The organism is Kitasatospora sp. NPDC048715, from assembly GCF_043198905.1.
GTDB lineage: Bacteria > Actinomycetota > Actinomycetes > Streptomycetales > Streptomycetaceae > Kitasatospora > Kitasatospora lactacystinica.
The window spans coordinates 1-19,121 of the sequence record NZ_JBICVH010000018.1 but is presented as its reverse complement, the minus strand read 5'-3'; the positions used below and the strand labels follow the sequence as shown (position 1 = coordinate 19,121).

The window sequence follows — 19,121 nt, the reverse complement described above, 5'->3', positions numbered from 1 at the left end:
TGGCAAGGCCCGCGCGATAGAGTTTGCGGCGCAGTGGAGCACACCCGCCGGGGCCCGTCAACCGGGCCTTCCCGGCCGGTGCGGCCCGGTCGACGCGGTCCGTGGCCTCCTCCCGCTCCGTGCCCACCTGGCGCACCTTCCCCGGCGCCGGGCGGTCACGACCTTCCCCTTGAGCGGGCGGGGACCACGGGCCGCTTCGTCGTGCCGGGGCACGGTGGGCGAGAATGGTCGCAGCTCCCGGACGTCGGGCTGCTCCGCACCTGAGGAAGGGCGCCACCGCGCATGACCACCAACGAACCGGGCCCCAAGCACGTTCCGGTGATGCTCCAGCGGTGCATGGACGCCCTGGCCCCGGCGATCTCGCGCCCCGGTGCCGTCGTGGTCGACGCCACCCTCGGCCTCGGCGGGCACAGCGAGGCGCTGCTGACCCAGTTCCCGCAGGTGCGGCTGGTCGCGGTGGACCGCGATCCGGTGGCGCTGAAGCTGTCCGGCGAGCGGCTGGCCCCGTTCGGCGACCGGGCCACCCTGGTGCACGCCGTCTACGACGAGATCCCCGAGGTGCTGGAGCGCCTGGGCATCGACGAGGTGGACGGCGTCCTGTTCGACCTCGGCGTCTCCTCGATGCAGCTGGACGAGGCCGAGCGCGGCTTCGCGTACGCGCAGGACGCGCCGCTGGACATGCGGATGGACCAGACCCGGGGGATCAGCGCGGCGGAGGTGCTGAACACCTACAGCCACGGCGACCTGGCCCGGATCCTCAAGGTGTACGGCGAGGAGCGGTTCGCCGGGAAGATCGCCTCGGTGATCCTGCGGGAGCGGGAGAAGGAACCGTTCACCAACAGCGCGCGTCTGGTCGAGTTGGTGCGCAACGCCATCCCGGCGGCGACCCGTCGGACCGGCGGGAACCCGGCCAAGCGGACGTTCCAGGCGCTGCGGATCGAGGTCAACGGCGAGCTGGAGGTCCTGGACCGGGCGATCCCGGGCGCGCTGGACGTCCTCGCGGTGGGCGGCCGGATCGCGGTGATGTCCTACCAGTCGCTGGAGGACCGCCTGGTCAAGCAGTGCTTCGCCGCCGGTGCGACCAGCACCGCTCCGCCGGGCCTGCCGTTCATCCCGGAGGAGCACCAGCCCTGGCTCAAACTGATCACTCGCGGTGCCGAGCTGGCCACCGAGGAGGAGATCGAGGAGAACCGGCGTGCCGCGCCCGTGCGGCTGCGGGTGGCGGAGAGGATCAGGGACCGTAGCAAGCGGGGCTGACGAACCGGTCCCGGCGGGTCCGAAGGGCGGAGGAGAGCGGTGGGGCCGGTGGCCGGTGAGGTCCGGGCGGGGCGGGGAGGACTCCCGAGGCAGGGCAGGGCACGGATCACGGTCCGGCCGGGCAGGCGCCCGGTGCGGCGGCGCACGCCGTTCGCGGTGCTCATCGTGGTGCTGCTGGCGGCCGGGCTGCTCGGCCTGCTCACGCTGAACACCGCGCTCAACGAGGGCTCCTTCGAGCTGTCCCGGCTGCAGAAGCAGACCACGACGGCGACCGACGAGCAGCAGGGCCTCCAGCACGAGATCGACAAGAGCTCGGCGCCGGACGCGCTGTCGCGGCGCGCGGCCGAGCTCGGCATGGTCCCGGCCGGCGGCATGGCCTTCCTGGACGTCCCGAACGGCGGCAAGGTGATCGGCACCCCGGGCCCGGCGCAGGACAGCCCGCCGGTCAAGCGCTCCACGGCCGAGCCGTGGCCGACCAGGGCCCAGCCGAGTGCCGCCCAGCCCGGCGCCGGACCGTCGCCGGCCGCGCCGCAGCCGGGCGGTGCCCCGTCGCCCGCCGCCCCGCCGCCGGCGCCGACCCCGGCGGCGTCCGCCGGTGACTCGGTGATCCAGCTCAACCCGGTCCCGCCCGCCGCGGGCGCGAAGCCGAGCGGGGGTGCCGGCCGGTGAGCGGGCGGAACGGGCGAACCGTCAACAGGTACGAATGGTGCGAAGCGTCCGCCGAGCGCAGCGAGGTGGTCGCATGAGCACTCCACGTCAGCCCACCAGTGGGTCCGGCGGCGGCAACGGCCGCCGTCCGGTGCCCCGCGGCGGCGCGCCGCGCGCGCAGTCCGGCTCCGGCCGCGGCCAGCCGGTCAAGGGCCAGCCCACGAAGGGCCAGCCCGCGAAGGGCCAACCGGCCAGGAGCCAGCCGGCGAAGGGGCAGCCCGCCCGCAGCCAGTCGGCCAAGGCCCAGCCCGCCAGGTCGGCCTCCGTCGGCCGTACCCCGCGGGCGCCGCAGCAGCGCGGCCCCGAGGGACGCCCGCCGGCCCGCAGCCAGGCGGCGGTGCGCCCGCGGAGCCGTCCGTCGCTGCGCCCCAAGGCGCTCAAACTGGCCGAGCCGAAGCGCCGGCTGCGGGTGATCAGCGTGGTGCTGTCGCTGGTGTTCTCCGTCTTCGCGGGCCGCCTGGTGCAGCTCCAGCTGGTGGACGCCGACGCGCTGGCCGCCGACGCCAACACCAACCGCTACCTGAACATCCCGATCACCGCCGAACGCGGCTCGATAACGTCCTCCGACGGGGTCTCGCTGGCGGCCACCGTCGACGCGTACGACATCACCGCCGACCCGGCGATGTTCACCCCGGAGGCGACCGGCATCCCGGACGCGCCGGAGCAGGCGGCCGCGCTGCTGTCGCCGATCCTCGGCGTGCCCAAGGAGAAGATCGCCGCCGACCTGCACACCCCCAAGAGCCGTTACAAGCGGCTCGCGGCCCAGCAGACCCCGGCCGCCAAGAAGCAGATCAGCGACCTCAAGTCGGGCCTGGAGAAGCAGGCCGGCTCGCGGGCCTGCCAGGCCCAGAAGAGGCTGCTCGGCAAGCCCGCCGACCAGGGCGGACGCACCCGGGTGGACAACGAGTGCGCCAACCCGCTGGCCGGGGTGTTCAACCGGGAGACCCAGAAGCGGATCTACCCCGCGGACGGGCTGGCGGCCAACCTGGTCGGCTTCGTCAACGCCGAGGGCGAGGGCGCCGGCGGCCTGGAGCTCCAGTACCAGAAGCTGCTGGCCGGCAAGGACGGCCACAGCAGCTACGCCCAGTCGGGCGGGCGGCTGGTGCCCACCGCGGGGGGCTCGATGGAGCCGGCCGTGCCGGGCGACGACGTGAAGCTGACCATCAACCGGGACATCCAGTGGGCCGCCCAGCGGGCGATCACCGACCAGGTGGCCAACTCCGGCGCGGAGAAGGGCTACGTGGTGGTCCAGGACGTGAAGACCGGTCAGGTCCTCGCGATGGCCACCGCGCCCGGCTTCAACCCGAACGACCTGAGCCTGTCCAAGCAGGCGCAGCTGGGCAACCCCGCCCTGGCCGACGCGTACGAGCCGGGCAGCACCGCCAAGCTGATGAGCCTGGCCGCCGTGCTGGACTCCGGCAAGGCGACCTGGGACACCAAGGTCACCGTGCCCAACCGGCTGGTCCGGGCCGGGCAGCAGTTCAAGGACGACATCGACCACGACCCCTGGTACCTGACCCTGGCCGGGGTGCTCGCCAAGTCGTCCAACATCGGCACCATCGAGGCGGTCGAGACCCTCGGCGACGGCGACCAGCTGAAGGCCAACCAGGTGCTGGACGGCTACATGCGCAAGTTCGGCGTGGCCCGGCCGACCGGCCTGGGCTTCCCCGGGGAGACCCCCGGGATGCTCAAGAAACCGGAGGACCTGGTCGCCTCGGAGAAGTACAACATCTCCTTCGGCCAGGGCCCGCTGCAGATGAACGCGCTGCAGGCCACCTCGGTCTACTCCACCATCGCCAACGGCGGGGTGCGGGTCGCGCCCAGCATCGTCCAGGGCGTCACCGACCCGAACGGCAAGTACACGCCGAGCGCGCCGGGGGAGCAGACCCGGGTGGTCAGCCCGGAGACGGCCAAGACCCTCACCTCGATGCTGGAGTCGGTCGTCGACGACGAGCAGGGCACCGGCGGCAAGGCCGCCATCTCCGGCTACCGGGTCGCGGGCAAGACCGGCACCGCCAACCGGGGCGCCGCCAACGGCGTCGGCTACGACGGCTACACCGCCTCCTTCATCGGCTTCGCCCCCGCCGACGCCCCCCGGTACACCGTCTCCTGCACCCTCCAGGGCCCGGTCAACGGCCACTTCGGCGGCCAGCTGTGCGGCCCGGTGTTCAAGCAGGTGATGGAGTTCACCCTGAAGACCATGCAGGTCCCGCCGAGCGGCAGCCAGGCGCCCAACCTCACCGTCGACTGGAAGCCGTGAACGAGCGATGAGCAACGAACCGGCCGGGCCGGAGCACGGCGCGGCGAAGGGCCGGTTTGGCCCTGGACACCCTTCGGCGGATAGCCTTCCCGCCGTGCCGAAACCCGATCAAACCACCGTGAGTCCGCCCCGCCCGACCGGGACCACCGCCCTGCCGCTCGCCGAGCTGGCCGCCGAACTGGGCCTGCCGCCCGTCGAGGGCGGCGCCGTCAGCGGTGTCACCCACGACTCCCGCGCGGTCCGCCCGGGCGACGTGTACGTGGCCTTCCCGGGCGCCAACCACCACGGCGCGGCCTTCGCGGCCAAGGCCGCGGAGTCCGGCGCGGTGGCGGTGCTCACCGACCCGGCCGGCGTCGAGCAGGCGGCCGCCACCGGCCTGCCGCTGCTGGTCGTCGACCGGCCGCGGGCCGTCATGGGCGAGCTGGCCGCGATCGTCTACGGCCGCCCCTCCCGGCGGCTGCTGATGCTCGGGCTGACCGGCACCAACGGCAAGACCACCACCTCCTACCTGGTCGAGGGCGGCCTGCGCGGCGCCGGGCGCAGCCCGGGCGTGATCGGCACCGTCGAGATGCGGGTCGGCGAGGAGCGGATCAAGAGCGAGCGCACCACCCCCGAGGCCACCGACCTGCACGCGATCCTCGGCGTGATGGCCGAGCGCGGCGCCGACGCGGTGACCATGGAGGTCTCCAGCCACGCCCTGGTCTTCGGCCGCACCGACGGCGTCGCGTACGACGTCGCGCTGTTCAACAACCTGACCCCCGAGCACCTCGACTTCCACCCGGACATGGAGGACTACTTCCAGGCGAAGGCGCGGCTCTTCCAGCCCGGCAAGTCCCGCCGGGGCGTGGTCAACCTGGACGACGAGTACGGCCGCCGGCTCGCCGCCGAGGCCGAGATCCCGGTGACCACCTTCTCCGCCACCGGCGCCGCCGGGGCCGACTGGCGGGCCGTGGACGTCCGACTCGGGCCGGTCGGCTCCACCTTCAGGGTGCTGGGCCCGGACGGCGCCGAGGCCGACGCCTCCGTCCCGCTGCCCGGCCCGTTCAACGTCGCCAACGCGCTCGCCGCGATCACCGTGCTGGTCGCCGCCGGGCTGCCGCTGGAGCGGGCCGTGGCCGGCGTCGCCGCCGTCCCCGGCGTGCCCGGCCGGCTGGAGCGGGTGGACGCCGGACAGCCGTTCGTCGCCGTCGTCGACTACGCCCACAAGCCGGACGCCCTCCAGGCCGTCCTCGCCTCGCTGCGCCAGGTCACCGAGGGCCGGCTGCACGTCGTGGTCGGCTGCGGCGGCGACCGCGATCCGCACAAGCGCGGCCCGATGGGCGCCATCGCCGCCCGCCTGGCCGACACCGCCCTGCTGACCAGCGACAACCCGCGCAGCGAGGACCCGTTGGCGATCCTCGCCACCATGCTGACCGGCGCCGCCGCGGTGCCCGAGGCCGAGCGCGGAGCCGTCCTGGTCGTCCCCGACCGGGCCGAGGCGATCGCACTCGCCGTCGCCCGCGCGCGGGCGGGGGACACCGTGCTGGTGGCCGGCAAGGGCCACGAGCTCGGCCAGTACGTACGAGACGAGATCCGCCCCTTCGACGACCGGGAGGTGCTGCGCGAGTCCATCGCGCGGACCGCGGCCGCGCGGGGCGACCGAGGAGTAGAGCAGCAGTGATCGCACTGACCCTCGCCGAGGTGGCCGCCGCCGTCGGAGGCACGCTGGACGGCGCCGACCCGGACGCCCTGGTCACCGGCCCGGTCGAGGTCGACTCGCGGAAGGTGGTCCCCGGCGGCCTGTTCGCGGCCTTCGTCGGCGAGCACGTGGACGGCCACGACTACGCGGCCAAGGCGGTCGGGGACGGCGCCGTCGCGGTGCTGGCCTCCCGCCCGGTCGGCGTGCCCGCCGTCCTGGTCGACAGTGTGGTGGAGGCGCTCGGCAGGCTGGCGCGCGCCGTGGTCGCCCGTGCCGAGGGCACCGCCGTGGTCGCGCTGACCGGCTCGGCCGGCAAGACCAGCACCAAGGACCTGATCGCCCAGCTGCTCCAGCGCCACGGCGAGACGGTCTACCCGCCCGGCTCGCTCAACAACGAGATCGGCCACCCGATGACCGCGCTGCGGGTCGAGGCCGGCACCCGGCACCTGGTGATGGAGATGGGCGCCCGGCACAAGGGCGACATCGAGTACCTCACCTCGATCACCCCGCCCCGGATCGGCCTGGTCCTCAACGTCGGCACCGCCCACGTCGGCGAGTTCGGCTCCCAGGAGGCGATCGCCGAGGCCAAGGGCGAACTGGTGGAGTCGCTGCCCGCCGACGGTGCCGCGATCCTGAACGCGGACGACCGGCTGGTGCGCGCGATGGCCTCCCGCACCAAGGCGAAGGTGGTCCTGTTCGGGGAATCACCGGACGCCCACGTACGGGCCACCGACGTTCGCCTGGACGCCACCGGGCGGCCATCCTTCACGCTCACCACCCCGGCCGGTTCCGCGACCGTGCAGCTGCGCCTGTACGGTGAGCACCACGTCTCGAACGCCCTCGCCGCCGCCGCGGTGGCGGTGGAGCTCGGGATGTCCGTCGACGACACCGCGGCAGCCCTGGGCGAAGCGGGTGCGCTGTCCCGCTGGCGCATGGAGGTCGTCGACCGGGCCGACGGTGTCACCGTCGTGAACGACGCCTACAACGCGAACCCCGACTCGATGCGGGCCGCGCTGCGGGCGCTCGTCTCGATCGGGGGCCGGGGCCCGGAGCGCCGCCGCACCTGGGCGGTGCTCGGCGAGATGCGGGAGCTCGGCGAGGAGAGCCTGGCCGAGCACGACGCCATCGGGCGGCTCGCGGTCCGGCTCGACGTCACCAAGCTGGTGGCGGTCGGCGGACGCGAGGCGGCCTGCATGGAACTCGGCGCGAGGAACGAAGGTTCGTGGGGTGAGGAGTCGGTGCTGGTGTCCGACGCGGACGCGGCGGTCGAGCTGCTGCGCAGTCAGCTGCGGCCGGGGGATGTGGTCCTGGTGAAGGCTTCCCGTTCGGTGGGGCTGGAGAAGGTGGCCGAGGCCCTCCTGGCGGACGGTGTGGCCGAATAATGAAGCAGATCCTTTTCTCCGGGATGATCGGTCTCATCCTGTCGCTGCTCGGCACCCCGGCCCTGATCAAGGTGCTCGCGAAGCACGGCTACGGCCAGTACATCCGTGACGACGGCCCCAAGGCGCACCACAGCAAGAAGGGCACGCCCACCATGGGCGGCATCGCCTTCATCCTGGCGACCCTGATCGCGTACTTCGCCACGAAGGCGATAACGGGCGAGAGCCCGACGGCCTCCGGGCTGCTGGTGCTCTTCCTGACCGCGGGTCTCGGCCTGGTCGGCTTCCTGGACGACTACATCAAGGTGGTCAAGCGCCGCTCGCTGGGCCTGCGGGCCAAGGCGAAGCTGGCCGGCCAGTCGATCGTCGGTCTCGGGTTCGCCGTCCTGGCGATGCAGTTCCCGGACGACCGCGGGCTCAACCCGGCGTCCCAGAGCCTGTCCTTCGTCCGGGACTTCAAGTGGGCGATCGGCCCCGTCCTGTTCGTCATCTTCGCGTACTTCATGATCGCCGCGATGTCGAACGGCGTGAACCTGACGGACGGTCTGGACGGCCTCGCCACCGGTGCCTCGGTGATGGTCTTCGGCGCCTACACCTTCATCGGCATCTGGGAGCACACCCAGAGCTGCGCCTACGCCATCACCGCGACCGCCAACTGCTACGACATCCGCGATCCCCTGGACCTCGCCGTCGTGGCCTCCGCCCTGATGGGCTCCTGCTTCGGCTTCCTGTGGTGGAACACCTCGCCCGCCAAGATCTTCATGGGTGACACCGGCTCGCTCGCCCTCGGCGGCGCCCTGGCCGGTCTGGCGATCTGCTCCCGCACCGAGCTGCTGCTCGCCCTGCTCGGCGGCCTCTACGTGATCATCACCCTCTCGGTGATCATCCAGGTCGGCTCCTTCCGGATGACCGGCAAGCGCGTCTTCAAGATGGCGCCACTGCAGCACCACTTCGAACTCAAGGGCTGGACCGAGGTCCTGATCGTGGTCCGGTTCTGGATCATCCAGGGCCTGTGCGTCGCCGTCGGCCTCGGACTGTTCTACGCGGGATGGGTGACCGGATGACCGACCCCGACCTGACCAACCCGGACTTCGGCGGCCTGCCGGTCGCCGTCGCGGGGCTCGGCGTCTCCGGCATCAGCGCCGCGCGCGTCCTGCACGGCCTCGGCGCCCGGGTCACCGTGGTGGACGGCGGCAGCGGGCCCGGCCTGGTCGCCCGGGCCGCTGAGCTGGAGGCGCTGGGCGTCACCGTGCGGCTCGGCGACGGGGCGAGCCTGCCCGAGGGCACCGAACTGATCGTCACCTCGCCCGGCTGGGCGCCGGACAGCCCGCTGTTCGCCGCCGCCGAGGCGGCCGGGGTGCCGGTCTGGGGCGACGTCGAGCTGGCCTGGCGGCTGCGCAGGCCGCTGCCCGGTACCGGCGAGCCCGCTCCCTGGCTGGCCGTCACCGGCACCAACGGCAAGACCACCACCGTCCAGATGCTCGCCTCGATCCTCACCGCCGCCGGCCGGCGCACCGCCGCGGTCGGCAACGTCGGGGTCTCGGTGCTGGACGCGGTGCTCGCCGAGGAGCCGTACGACGTGCTCGCCGTCGAGCTCTCCAGCTACCAGCTGCACTGGGCGCCCTCGCTGCGCCCGTACTCGGCGGCGGTGCTCAACCTGGCACCCGACCACCTCGACTGGCACGGCTCGATGGAGGCGTACGCCGCCGACAAGGGCCGGATCTACGAGGGCAACGTCGTCGCCTGCGTTTACAACCTGGCCGACCCGGCCACCGAGGCGCTGGTCCGCGAGGCCGACGTCGAGGAGGGCTGCCGGGCGATCGGCTTCGGCCTCGGCGCGCCCGGCCCGTCGAACTTCGGCGTGGTGGACGGACTGCTGGTGGACCGGGCCTTCGTCGAGGACCGGGCCAAGAACGCGGCCGAGCTGGGCGCCGTCGAGGACGTCAACCCGCCGGCCCCGCACAACATCGCCAACGCGCTCGCCGCGGCGGCGCTGGCCCGGTCGTACGGCGTCGACCCGAAGGCCGTCCGGGAGGGCCTGCGGGCCTTCCGCCCGGACGCCCACCGGATCGCCGAGGTCGGCGTGGTCCGCGAGGTCGCGTACATCGACGACTCCAAGGCCACCAACACCCACGCGGCGGCCGCCTCGCTGGCCGCCTACCGGCCGATCGTCTGGATCGCCGGGGGCCTGGCCAAGGGCGCGACCTTCGACGACCTGGTGCAGGGCGCGGCCGAGCGGCTGCGCGGGGTGGTGCTGATCGGCGAGGACCGGGCGCTGATCCGGGAGGCGCTGGAGCGACACGCTCCGGATGTGCCGGTGATCGAGGCGGCCGAGGGCCAGACTGGCGCGGTGGCGATGGCCGAGGTCGTTCGAACGGCCGCGTCGCTCGCCCGATCGGGTGACACGGTGCTGCTGGCACCGGCCTGCGCCTCGATGGACATGTTCACCAACTACGGCGAGCGCGGCGACCTCTTCGCGGCGGCCGTCCGGGAGCTGGCGGGCGAGTAGGCGGTCCGGCGCGGGCGTCGGACGGAGAACAGTGAGCGGGGAGCGGTGGCGGGGCAGGGCAGAGCGGATTCCGGCGTTGAGAAGCGGGACGCCGCCGAGCCGATGAGAGTGATCTCCGCCACCACGACCAAGTACAAGTCGGCCGGTCCACTGGCCCGCGTCCAGGCCTTCCGGGCCCGGGTCCGGTACTGGCTGGACCGGCCGCTCACCCCGTACCTGCTGGTCGTCGGCAGCACCCTGCTGCTGGTCGTGCTCGGTCTGATGATGGTCTTCTCGGCCTCGCAGATCCTCGCCCTGAACCAGCACCACACGGCGCAGTACTACTTCCTCAAGCAGTTGATCGCGGCCATCCTCGGCCTGGTCCTGCTGATCGGCTTCGCCTCCGTCCCGGTGGCCGTGCTGCGGGTGATCACCTACCCGGTGATGATCGCTGTGATCGGCGCCCTCACGCTGGTGGCCATCCCCGGCATCGGGGTGCGGATCAACGGCAACCAGAACTGGCTGGACTTCGGCTTCTTCCAGTTCCAGCCCTCGGAGTTCGCCAAGCTCGCGCTGGTGCTCTGGGGCGCCGACCTGCTCGCCCGCAAGCAGAAGGCCGGCACCCTCAACTCGTGGAAGCACCTGCTGGTGCCGCTGGTGCCGGGGGCCCTGCTGCTGCTCGCGCTGATCATGTTCGGCGGCGACATGGGCACCTCGATGATCCTGGTGGCCATGGTGTTCGCGCTGCTCTGGATGGTCGGCGCGCCGCTGCGGCTGTTCGTGGCCACCCTCGGGGTGGCGGTGGTGGTCTGCACCGCCCTGGTGGTCACCGTGCCGCACCGGGCGGAGCGGCTGAGCTGCATCGGCGTCACCAAGCTCGACCCGGAGGGCGCCTGCTTCCAGGCCCTGCACGGCGTCTTCGCGTTCGCCAACGGCGGCGGCTTCGGCACCGGCCTCGGCGCCGGCGTGGAGAAATGGGGCCAGCTGCCCGAGGCGCACACCGACTTCATCTTCGCCGCGACCGGCGAGGAACTCGGTCTGGTGGGGACGCTGTCGGTCCTCGGTCTCTTCTCGGCACTAGGCTACGCGGGTATCCGTGTGGCCATCGGTACGAAGGACCCCTTCGTCAGGTACGCCGCGGGAGCCGCCACCACCTGGATCATGGCGCAGGCCATGATCAACCTGGGGTCGGCGCTGGGACTGCTGCCCATCGCGGGCGTCCCGCTCCCGCTGTTCTCCTACGGCGGTTCCGCCATGCTGTCGGCCATGTCCGCGATCGGAGTGCTGCTGTGCCTGGCGCGCAGTACCTCGGGCGCGAAGGCGGCCCTGGCCGCCCGGAGCAAGAACTCCCGGATCAGGAGACAACTGGCCCGGGTGCTGCCACGACGACGAACCACAGCGCGCCCGGCCCCGGGGCCGGCACGCAGGGAGCGGTGAATTTCGGTGCATGTCGTACTCGCCGGCGGGGGGACCGCCGGTCACATCGAGCCGGCCATGGCCCTCGCGGATGCCCTCCGCAGGCACGACCCGTCCGTCGGGATCACCGCCCTGGGCACCGAGCGCGGACTGGAGACCCGGCTGGTCCCCGAGCGCGGCTACCAGCTGGAGCTCATCCCGGCCGTGCCGCTGCCCCGCAAGCCCACCCCGGAGCTGATCACCGTCCCCGGCCGGCTGCGCGGCACGGTCCGGGCCGCCCAGGAGATCATCGAGCGGGTCAACGCGGACGCCGTGGTCGGCTTCGGCGGCTACGTCGCGATGCCCGCCTACCTGGCCGCCAAGCGGGCCGGCGTGCCGATCGTGGTGCACGAGGCGAACGCCCGCCCGGGCCTGGCCAACAAGATCGGCGCCCGCTACAGCGACTTCGTGGCGGTCTCCACGCCGGACAGCAAGCTGCGCGACTCCCGGTACATCGGCATCCCGCTGCGCCGGACCATCGCCACCCTGGACCGCGCCGCGGCCCGCCCCGAGGCCCGCCACTACTTCGGCCTCGACCAGCGGCTGCCCACCCTGCTGGTCTCCGGCGGCTCCCAGGGCGCGCGCCGGCTCAACGAGACGATCACCGCGATCGCCCCGCGGCTCCAGCAGTACGGCGTGCAGATCCTGCACGCGGTCGGCCCGAAGAACGAGCTGCCGCAGGTGGCGGACGTCCCCGGGATGCCGCCGTACCGCCCGGTGCCGTACCTGGACCGGATGGACCTGGCCTACGCGGCCGCCGACATGATGCTCTGCCGGGCCGGCGCCATGACGGTGGCCGAGCTGGCGGCCGTCGGCCTGCCCGCCGCCTTCGTCCCGCTGCCGATCGGCAACGGCGAGCAGCGGCTGAACGCCCAGCCGATGGTCAAGGCCGGCGGCGGCCTGCTGGTGGACGACGCCGAGCTGACCCCGGACTGGGTGCTCCAGAACGTGCTGCCGGTGCTCACCGACCCGCAGCGGCTGTGGGACATGAGCCGGTCGGCCGCCGAGTTCGGCCGCCGGGACGCCGACGACCTGCTGGTCGGCATGGTCTACGAGGCGATCCAGGCCCACCGCGGCGGCCGCCGCCGTGGCTGACGGCCGGCTCGCCGACCCGTTGGAGGAGGAGTTGGAGGTGGAGGAGTCCGCTCCCCGCCTCCGGCTCTCCCGGCGGGGCATCGTGGTGCTGGGCGTGCTCGGCGCCACGGTGCTCGGCGTGCTGGCCTGGCTGGTGTTCCTCTCCTCGGTCCTGGACGTGCGCAGCGTCGCGGTCCAGGGCATGAGCGACGACAAGTTGACGGCGGACCAGGTCCGCGCGGCGGTCGGCGGGCTCGGTGACGGCCCGCTGGCGCGCGTGGACCTGGACGACGTCCGGCACCGGGTGGAGGGGATCCCCCGGGTGGCCGAGGCCGAGGTGTGGCGGGGCTGGCCGCACACCCTGCGGGTGAAGGTCGTCCAGCGCAAGGCGGTGGCCGCCGTCAAGGGGGATGACGGCCAGTTCACCCAGGTGGATGCCGGGGGCGTGAGCTTCGCCACCGAACCGGCTCCGCCGGAGGGCGTTCCGGTGGTCGAGCTGCGACTCAGTCAGCAGGCGAACGACGTGGACGGGGTGATCTCCCGTCCGCAATTGGTGCAGGGCGCGGTGGCGGTGGCCGCCGGGCTGCCGCCGGAGGTCGCCAAGCGGGCCGGCTCGGTGCTGGTGCACTCCTACGATGACATCGAGTTGCAGCTCAGCGGGGGTGCGACGGTGCGCTGGGGGAGTCCGGAGCAGATCGACCGGAAGGCCAGGGTGCTGGTCGCACTGATGAACCAGAAGGGCACGAACTTCGACGTGACGGCGCCGGAGGCGCCGGCGGTGTCGGGATGATCCGGTAGGTTCTCTGCCTGAGGGAGGGGTTGACGCCTTGAAGTGTCGGCCCGACTCTTGGTGGTCACCCCCGGTTTCCTATGCCGGCCGATGATCACATAGGCTCAAAAGAAAAAGGGAAGCTCGGCGTGTTCGTTGAAACGCGTGCCCGGAGCCACCTAGTGTCCTGTGTCACCAGACTGTGTTTCCTGGTGATGTGACGGAGGCACAGAACTAACCCTAAAGGTCAAGTTTAGGGTTGGGGTCGGCGGTCGGCATTTCGGACATTCAGTCAGAAACCAGGCTCCCTACCCATCGACATCCGTCGGTACGGCCCCGCCCCGGGTCGGGCCGACCCGGAAATTCGAGGCGAGAGGCCTTCGACGTGGCAGCACCGCAGAACTACCTCGCAGTCATCAAGGTCGTCGGAATCGGCGGCGGTGGTGTCAACGCCATCAACCGGATGATCGAGGTCGGTCTCAAGGGCGTCGAGTTCATCGCGATCAACACCGATGCGCAGGCCCTCCTGATGAGCGACGCCGACGTCAAGCTCGATGTGGGCCGTGAACTCACCCGGGGCCTCGGCGCCGGCGCCAACCCCGAGGTCGGCCGGAAGGCCGCCGAGGACCACCGCGAGGAGATCGAGGAGGTCCTCAAGGGGGCCGACATGGTCTTCGTGACCGCCGGTGAGGGCGGTGGCACGGGCACGGGCGGCGCGCCCGTCGTCGCCAACATCGCGCGCTCCCTGGGCGCCCTGACCATCGGCGTGGTCACCCGTCCGTTCACCTTCGAGGGACGGCGCCGGGCCAACCAGGCCGAGGACGGAATCGCCTCCCTGCGCGAAGAGGTCGACACCCTCATCGTGATCCCCAACGACCGACTGCTGTCCATTTCGGACCGCCAGGTCAGCGTGCTCGACGCTTTCCGCTCGGCCGACCAGGTCCTGCTCTCCGGTGTCCAGGGCATCACCGACCTGATCACCACCCCGGGTCTGATCAACCTCGACTTCGCCGACGTCAAGTCCGTGATGTCGGAGGCCGGTTCGGCGCTCATGGGCATCGGCTCGGCCCGCGGTGAGGACCGCGCCAAGGCCGCCGCCGTGATGGCGATCTCCTCGCCGCTGCTGGAGGCCTCGATCGACGGCGCCCGCGGCGTGCTGCTGTCCATCTCGGGCGGCTCCGACCTCGGCCTGTTCGAGATCAACGAGTCGGCCCAGCTGGTCAGCGAGGCCGCCCACCCCGAGGCGAACATCATCTTCGGTGCGGTCATCGACGACGCGCTCGGCGACGAGGTCCGGGTCACCGTCATCGCGGCCGGCTTCGACGGCGGGCAGCCGCCGGCGATCGTCCGCGACCCGGTGGTCAAGTCCACCGCTCCGGAGCGCCCGGCCACCCCGCCGGCCGCCCCGGAGCGTCCGGCCGGCCGCCCGTCCTACGGGAGCATCGGCTCGGTGACGTCCCGCTCGGAGGGCGAGTCCTCGACCGCGTCGTCGAGCCGGACCGCCGAGACCTCGGCCACCACCACCGCCGCCCCGGTGCCGCCGCAGGTGCAGCCGGCCCGGCAGCCGTTCGTGGAGAGCCCGGCAGAGGAGCTCGACGTCCCGGACTTCCTTAAGTGATCGATCACTCGATCCGCGCGGGTGCTCACTTCGCCTTCACCTCCCGGTGGGGCGGGGTGAGCACTTCGCCGTACGGGGAGCTCAACCTCGGCGGCGCGGTGGGGGACGACCCGGAGGCCGTGCGGGAGAACCGGGCGCTGGCCGCCCGGGAGCTGGGTCTCGACCCGGCCGACGTGGTGTGGATGAACCAGGTGCACGGCGCCGAGGTCGCCGTGGTGACCGGGCGCCAGCCGCCCGGTCAGGCCCCGACGGTGGACGCGGTGGTCTCCGACCGGCCGCTCGCGCTGGCGGTGCTGACGGCCGACTGCACTCCGGTGCTGCTGGCCGATCCGGTGGCGGGCGTGGTGGGCGCGGCCCACGCGGGCCGGCCCGGGCTGGCGGCCGGGGTGGTGCCCGCGGCCGTCCGGGCGATGGTCGAACTGGGCGCGGAGCCCTCGCGGATCACCGCCGCCACCGGGCCCGCGGTCTGCGGCCGCTGCTACGAGGTGCCGGCGCAGTTGCGCGCCGAGGTCGCCGCGGTGGTGCCGGAGGCCTTCGCCGAGACCTCCTGGGGGACTCCGGCGCTGGACGTGCCGGAGGGAGTCGCGGCCCAGCTGGCCGCGGTGGGGGTCAAGGAACTGGTGAGATCACCGGTCTGCACCCTTGAATCCGCCGATCACTACTCCTATCGCCGCGAGCAGCGCACCGGCCGGCTCGCGAGCTACGTCTGGTTGGGCTCTGATCACTGATGACGAACGACATCTACGGACCGTTCCCGGGAAGCCCCGAGTTCACCGCGGCGCTGACGGAGGGCCAGCGGGACCGGTACGAGGAACTCGGCACCAACCTCGACGTGGTCGAGCGCCGGATCGCGGACGCGTGCGCGGCCGCCGGGCGCGCCCGGGAGGAGGTCACCCTGGTCGTCGTCACCAAGACCTACCCCGCCGAGGACACCGCGCTGCTGGCCGGTCTCGGGGTGACGGACGTCGCGGAGAACCGGGACCAGGACGCCGCTCCCAAGGCGGAGCAGTGCAGAAACCTTCCTCTTGACTGGCACTTCGTCGGCCAGCTGCAGACCAACAAGGTCCGCTCGGTCGTCCGCTACGCGAACCACGTGCACTCGGTGGACCGGCTCCGGCTGGTCGAGTCGCTCTCCGCGGCGGTGCTCAAGGCGGAGCGCCCGGAGCTGGGCTGCCTGGTGCAGGTGGCGCTGGACAAGGCGCACGGGGAGGGTGAGCACCGGGCGGGGGTCGCGCCGGAGGACGTCGCGCAACTGGCCGACGCGATCGCCGACACGCCCGGGCTGCGGCTGGACGGTGTGATGACCGTCGCTCCGCTGGCCGGCCCGCTGGCCGGAGACCCGGCCCGGGCCTTCGATCGGCTGGCGGAAATCGCAACCGCCGTACGGGCGGCCCATCCGGCTGCCACCATGGTCTCCGCAGGGATGAGCGGTGACCTTGAGCAGGCGATTGCCGCCGGAGCGACACATGTGCGCGTCGGAACGGCGGTACTCGGAGTGAGGTCACCCCTCAGGTAACGTCACCGGGTAAGTAGATCAGACAGCAGGACAAAATAGGACAGAATCTAGCAGCTCTTCGGAGCGCTAGCGAACCGTGGATCGCAGCTCCGCGGCCCCCACTCCACGCATCTGACCGGCCGTCGGGCTGACACGCCGTCGTGGAGGGACCGCGGAATCCGCAGGCGGGGCCGTACGGCCCGGGCCGGAGCCGGTCCGTACGGAACGAGCGAAGCGACCATCAGAAGGTGCGCGCATCGCGAAGCCGCCACCGAGCGCGAGCGAGGTGGCTATGAGCGGAGGAGACAGGAGCATGGCCGGCGCAATGCGCAAGATGGCGGTCTACCTCGGCCTCGTGGAGGACGAGACGTACGACGGCCAGGGGTACGACCCCGACGACGACTACGACGCGGACCCCGAACCGATCCGGACGGGCCAGCGGACCGAGGACATCCCCCGGCCGGCCCCGGCTCCCGCGGCCGCCGCGCCCGCCCCGGTCTCCTCGATCACCCCGCAGCCGGTGCCCGCGGCGGTGCCGATCCGCCAGGAGACTCCGAGGATGGCCCCCGTGTCGTCCATCACACCCGAACGTCGCCACAACCTGGAGAAGAGCGCACCGGTGATCATGCCCAAGGTCGTGAACGAACGAGAGCCCTACCGCATCACCACGCTGCACCCCCGGACCTACAACGAGGCCCGTACCATCGGGGAACAGTTCCGTGGCGGGACCCCCGTGATCATGAATCTGACCGAGATGGACGACACCGACGCGAAGCGCCTCGTAGACTTCGCGGCTGGACTCGTCTTCGGTCTGCACGGCAGTATCGAGCGCGTGACACAGAAGGTGTTCCTGCTGTCGCCTGCTAACGTCGATGTCACGGCGGAGGACAAGGCTCGGATCGCCGAGGGTGGGTTCTTCAACCAGAGCTGACCCGGCCACGACTTTACGTGTGGATCTGATCAACAGTGGTTGGCGACAGGTGACGAGCGGCAGGCCCGAGGGATCGGGACCGGGGAGAGGGATACGCGATGGACATCGTGTGGGCGGTGCTCTACTACGCCCTGACCGTCTTCCTGGTGTTCCTGCTCGTACGGCTGGTCATGGACTGGGTCTTCCAGTTCGCGCGTTCGTGGCGGCCCGGCAAGGCCATGGTCCTGGTCCTGGAGGCCACGTACACTGTCACGGATCCGCCGCTCAAGCTTCTTCGGCGGCTCATTCCGCCGTTGCGTTTCGGGGGCGTGGCGCTCGACCTGTCCTTCTTCGTACTGATGATCATTGTGTATGTCCTGATCTCGCTTGTGCACCCCTAGTCGTAGGTGAGCGATGCGACAGGATGCCGGTGTGCCGACGATCACGTTGAGGTGAAGAGATGCCATTGACCCCCGAGGACGTTCGGAACAAGCAGTTCACGACCGTCCGCCTGCGTGAAGGCTATGACGAGGACGAGGTCGATGCCTTCCTCGACGAGGTCGAGGCGGAGCTGACCCGCCTCCTCCGGGAGAACGAGGACCTGCGCGCCAAGCTGGCCGCCGCGACTCGTGCCGCCGCGCAGAACCAGGCCAACCTGCGCAAGGAGCCGCAGCAGGACGCGCCCCGACAGGGCGGCGCTCCGGTGCCGGCCGCCATATCCGGCCCGCCGGTCCCCGGCCAGCAGGGTCCGGGTGGTCCGCAGCAGATGGGCCCCGGCGGCCCGCAGCAGATGGGCCCGGGTGGTCCCCAGCAGATGGGCCCCGGCCCTCAGCAGCAGCAGCAGCAGATGGGCAACCAGCCCCTCGGCCTGCCCGCCGGATCCGCGCCGCAGCTTCCCGCCGGCGGCCCGCAGCAGCAGATGAACCAGACCATGGGCGGCCAGCAGCAGCTGGTCCAGCCGATGGGCGGTCAGATGCTGCAGCCCATGGGCGGTCCCGGTGGCCCGCAGCAGATGGGCAACCCGATGGGCCAGGGCATGGGCCAGCAGCAGATGCAGCCGATGGGCGGCCCCATGGGCGGCCCGCAGCAGATGGGCGGCCCCATGGGCGGCCCGATGCAGCAGCAGGGCCCCGGCGGCGACAGTGCCGCCCGCGTGCTGGCGCTCGCTCAGCAGACCGCCGACCAGGCGATCTCCGAGGCCCGTTCCGAGGCCAACAAGATCGTCGGCGAGGCGCGCAGCCGGGCCGAGGGCCTGGAGCGCGACGCCCGTGCGAAGGCCGACGCGCTGGAGCGGGACGCGCAGGAGAAGCACCGCGTCGCGATGGGATCGCTGGAGTCGGCGCGGGCCACGCTGGAGCGCAAGGTCGAAGACCTGCGGGCGTTCGAGCGTGAGTACCGCACGCGACTGAAGTCGTACCTGGAGACCCAGCTGCGCCAGCTGGAGTCGCAGGCCGACGACTCGCTCGCTCCGCCGCGGATCCCCGCCACCGCGTCGCTGCCGCCGGCGGCCTCGTCGATGGCCTCGGCCGGTGCCGGTGCGATGAGCAGCGGTGCGCCGAGCTTCGGCGGCAACCAGCCGTCCTTCGGAGGCAACTCGCCGTCCTTCGGCGGGAACAGCGCCTTCGGCGGCAACACCTCGGCGCCGAGCTTCGGCGGGCAGTCGACCGGTGGCAACAGCGGTGCGCCGCAGATGCAGCCGGCCGGGATGACCCAGCCGATGGCGGCCGTCCGACCGCAGCCGCCGCAGCCGATGCAGCAGGCTCCGGCGCCGATGCGGGGCTTCCTGATCGACGAGGACGGCGACAACTGAGGTTGTAGCAGAGCCTTTTGAGGGCGCCCCCTTTTCGACCTCCGGGTCGGGGAGGGGGCGCCCTTGTTTGTGGTGGGGTGGGTGGTTCTCGGGTGGGTGGGTGGTTCTCGGGTGGGTGGGGGCTTTCGGGAGGGTGGGGGGCCGGGGGCGGCTCCGGGGGTGGGTGCTCCGGGGGCTGGGTGATTTTAAAAAATCCCACCCCCAGGGGGGGGCGCGGGGC

The 19,121-nt window shown here is 72.2% G+C and carries 16 protein-coding genes; all 16 read left to right on the top strand.

Going from position 1 to position 19,121, the window contains the following annotated elements:
- Positions 1–282: 282 nt before the first annotated feature.
- The gene (gene rsmH / locus ACGFSC_RS30195; protein ID WP_359912834.1) at positions 283–1,257 is read left to right on the top strand and encodes a 16S rRNA (cytosine(1402)-N(4))-methyltransferase RsmH; all 975 of its coding nucleotides are present in this window, start codon (positions 283–285) and stop codon (positions 1,255–1,257) included.
- A gap of 132 nt (positions 1,258–1,389) precedes the next feature.
- On the top strand, positions 1,390–1,926 hold the full coding sequence (locus ACGFSC_RS30190; protein ID WP_359912831.1) for a cell division protein FtsL: 537 nt from the start codon (positions 1,390–1,392) through the stop codon (positions 1,924–1,926).
- 73 nt (positions 1,927–1,999) lie between these two features.
- On the top strand, positions 2,000–4,225 hold the full coding sequence (locus ACGFSC_RS30185; RefSeq protein ID WP_359912828.1) for a penicillin-binding transpeptidase domain-containing protein: 2,226 nt from the start codon (positions 2,000–2,002) through the stop codon (positions 4,223–4,225).
- Positions 4,226–4,232: 7 nt separating this feature from the next.
- Entirely contained in the window at positions 4,233–5,885 is a 1,653-nt protein-coding gene (locus tag ACGFSC_RS30180; protein ID WP_359912825.1) for a UDP-N-acetylmuramoyl-L-alanyl-D-glutamate--2,6-diaminopimelate ligase, read from the top strand.
- Positions 5,882–7,285 carry a UDP-N-acetylmuramoyl-tripeptide--D-alanyl-D-alanine ligase gene (murF, locus tag ACGFSC_RS30175; protein ID WP_359912822.1) on the top strand — a complete coding sequence of 468 codons (1,404 nt, stop codon included), beginning with the start codon at positions 5,882–5,884 and terminating at the stop codon, positions 7,283–7,285. The genes ACGFSC_RS30180 and murF overlap by 4 nt, the downstream gene beginning before the upstream one ends.
- Positions 7,285–8,346, top strand: coding sequence for a phospho-N-acetylmuramoyl-pentapeptide-transferase (mraY, locus tag ACGFSC_RS30170; RefSeq protein ID WP_359827635.1), 1,062 nt, complete (start codon positions 7,285–7,287; stop codon positions 8,344–8,346). Before murF ends, mraY begins: the two co-directional genes overlap by 1 nt.
- Positions 8,343–9,791 carry a UDP-N-acetylmuramoyl-L-alanine--D-glutamate ligase gene (gene murD, locus ACGFSC_RS30165; protein WP_359912819.1) on the top strand — a complete coding sequence of 483 codons (1,449 nt, stop codon included), beginning with the start codon at positions 8,343–8,345 and terminating at the stop codon, positions 9,789–9,791. Before mraY ends, murD begins: the two co-directional genes overlap by 4 nt.
- 102 nt (positions 9,792–9,893) lie before the next feature.
- Positions 9,894–11,207: a putative lipid II flippase FtsW gene (gene ftsW, locus ACGFSC_RS30160; RefSeq protein ID WP_359912816.1), complete on the top strand. Its 1,314-nt coding sequence runs from the start codon at positions 9,894–9,896 to the stop codon at positions 11,205–11,207.
- Positions 11,208–11,213: 6 nt separating this feature from the next.
- A complete protein-coding gene (gene murG, locus ACGFSC_RS30155) occupies positions 11,214–12,320 on the top strand; it encodes an undecaprenyldiphospho-muramoylpentapeptide beta-N-acetylglucosaminyltransferase (RefSeq protein WP_359912813.1) in 1,107 nt (368 codons plus the stop codon).
- Complete coding sequence (locus ACGFSC_RS30150) at positions 12,313–13,089, top strand: FtsQ-type POTRA domain-containing protein (protein ID WP_359912810.1); 777 nt, start codon at positions 12,313–12,315, stop codon at positions 13,087–13,089. Before murG ends, ACGFSC_RS30150 begins: the two co-directional genes overlap by 8 nt.
- A gap of 364 nt (positions 13,090–13,453) precedes the next feature.
- Positions 13,454–14,686 carry a cell division protein FtsZ gene (gene ftsZ, locus ACGFSC_RS30145; protein ID WP_359912807.1) on the top strand — a complete coding sequence of 411 codons (1,233 nt, stop codon included), beginning with the start codon at positions 13,454–13,456 and terminating at the stop codon, positions 14,684–14,686.
- A complete protein-coding gene (gene pgeF, locus ACGFSC_RS30140; RefSeq protein WP_359912804.1) occupies positions 14,683–15,414 on the top strand; it encodes a peptidoglycan editing factor PgeF in 732 nt (243 codons plus the stop codon). Before ftsZ ends, pgeF begins: the two co-directional genes overlap by 4 nt.
- Positions 15,414–16,202 carry a YggS family pyridoxal phosphate-dependent enzyme gene (locus ACGFSC_RS30135; RefSeq protein ID WP_359912801.1) on the top strand — a complete coding sequence of 263 codons (789 nt, stop codon included), beginning with the start codon at positions 15,414–15,416 and terminating at the stop codon, positions 16,200–16,202. Before pgeF ends, ACGFSC_RS30135 begins: the two co-directional genes overlap by 1 nt.
- 292 nt (positions 16,203–16,494) lie before the next feature.
- On the top strand, positions 16,495–17,112 hold the full coding sequence (locus ACGFSC_RS30130; RefSeq protein ID WP_224276937.1) for a cell division protein SepF: 618 nt from the start codon (positions 16,495–16,497) through the stop codon (positions 17,110–17,112).
- Between the two features lie 98 nt (positions 17,113–17,210).
- A complete protein-coding gene (locus ACGFSC_RS30125; RefSeq protein WP_030060143.1) occupies positions 17,211–17,492 on the top strand; it encodes a YggT family protein in 282 nt (93 codons plus the stop codon).
- A gap of 59 nt (positions 17,493–17,551) precedes the next feature.
- Entirely contained in the window at positions 17,552–18,901 is a 1,350-nt protein-coding gene (locus ACGFSC_RS30120; RefSeq protein WP_359912798.1) for a DivIVA domain-containing protein, read from the top strand.
- The last annotated feature ends 220 nt before the right edge of the window (positions 18,902–19,121 follow it).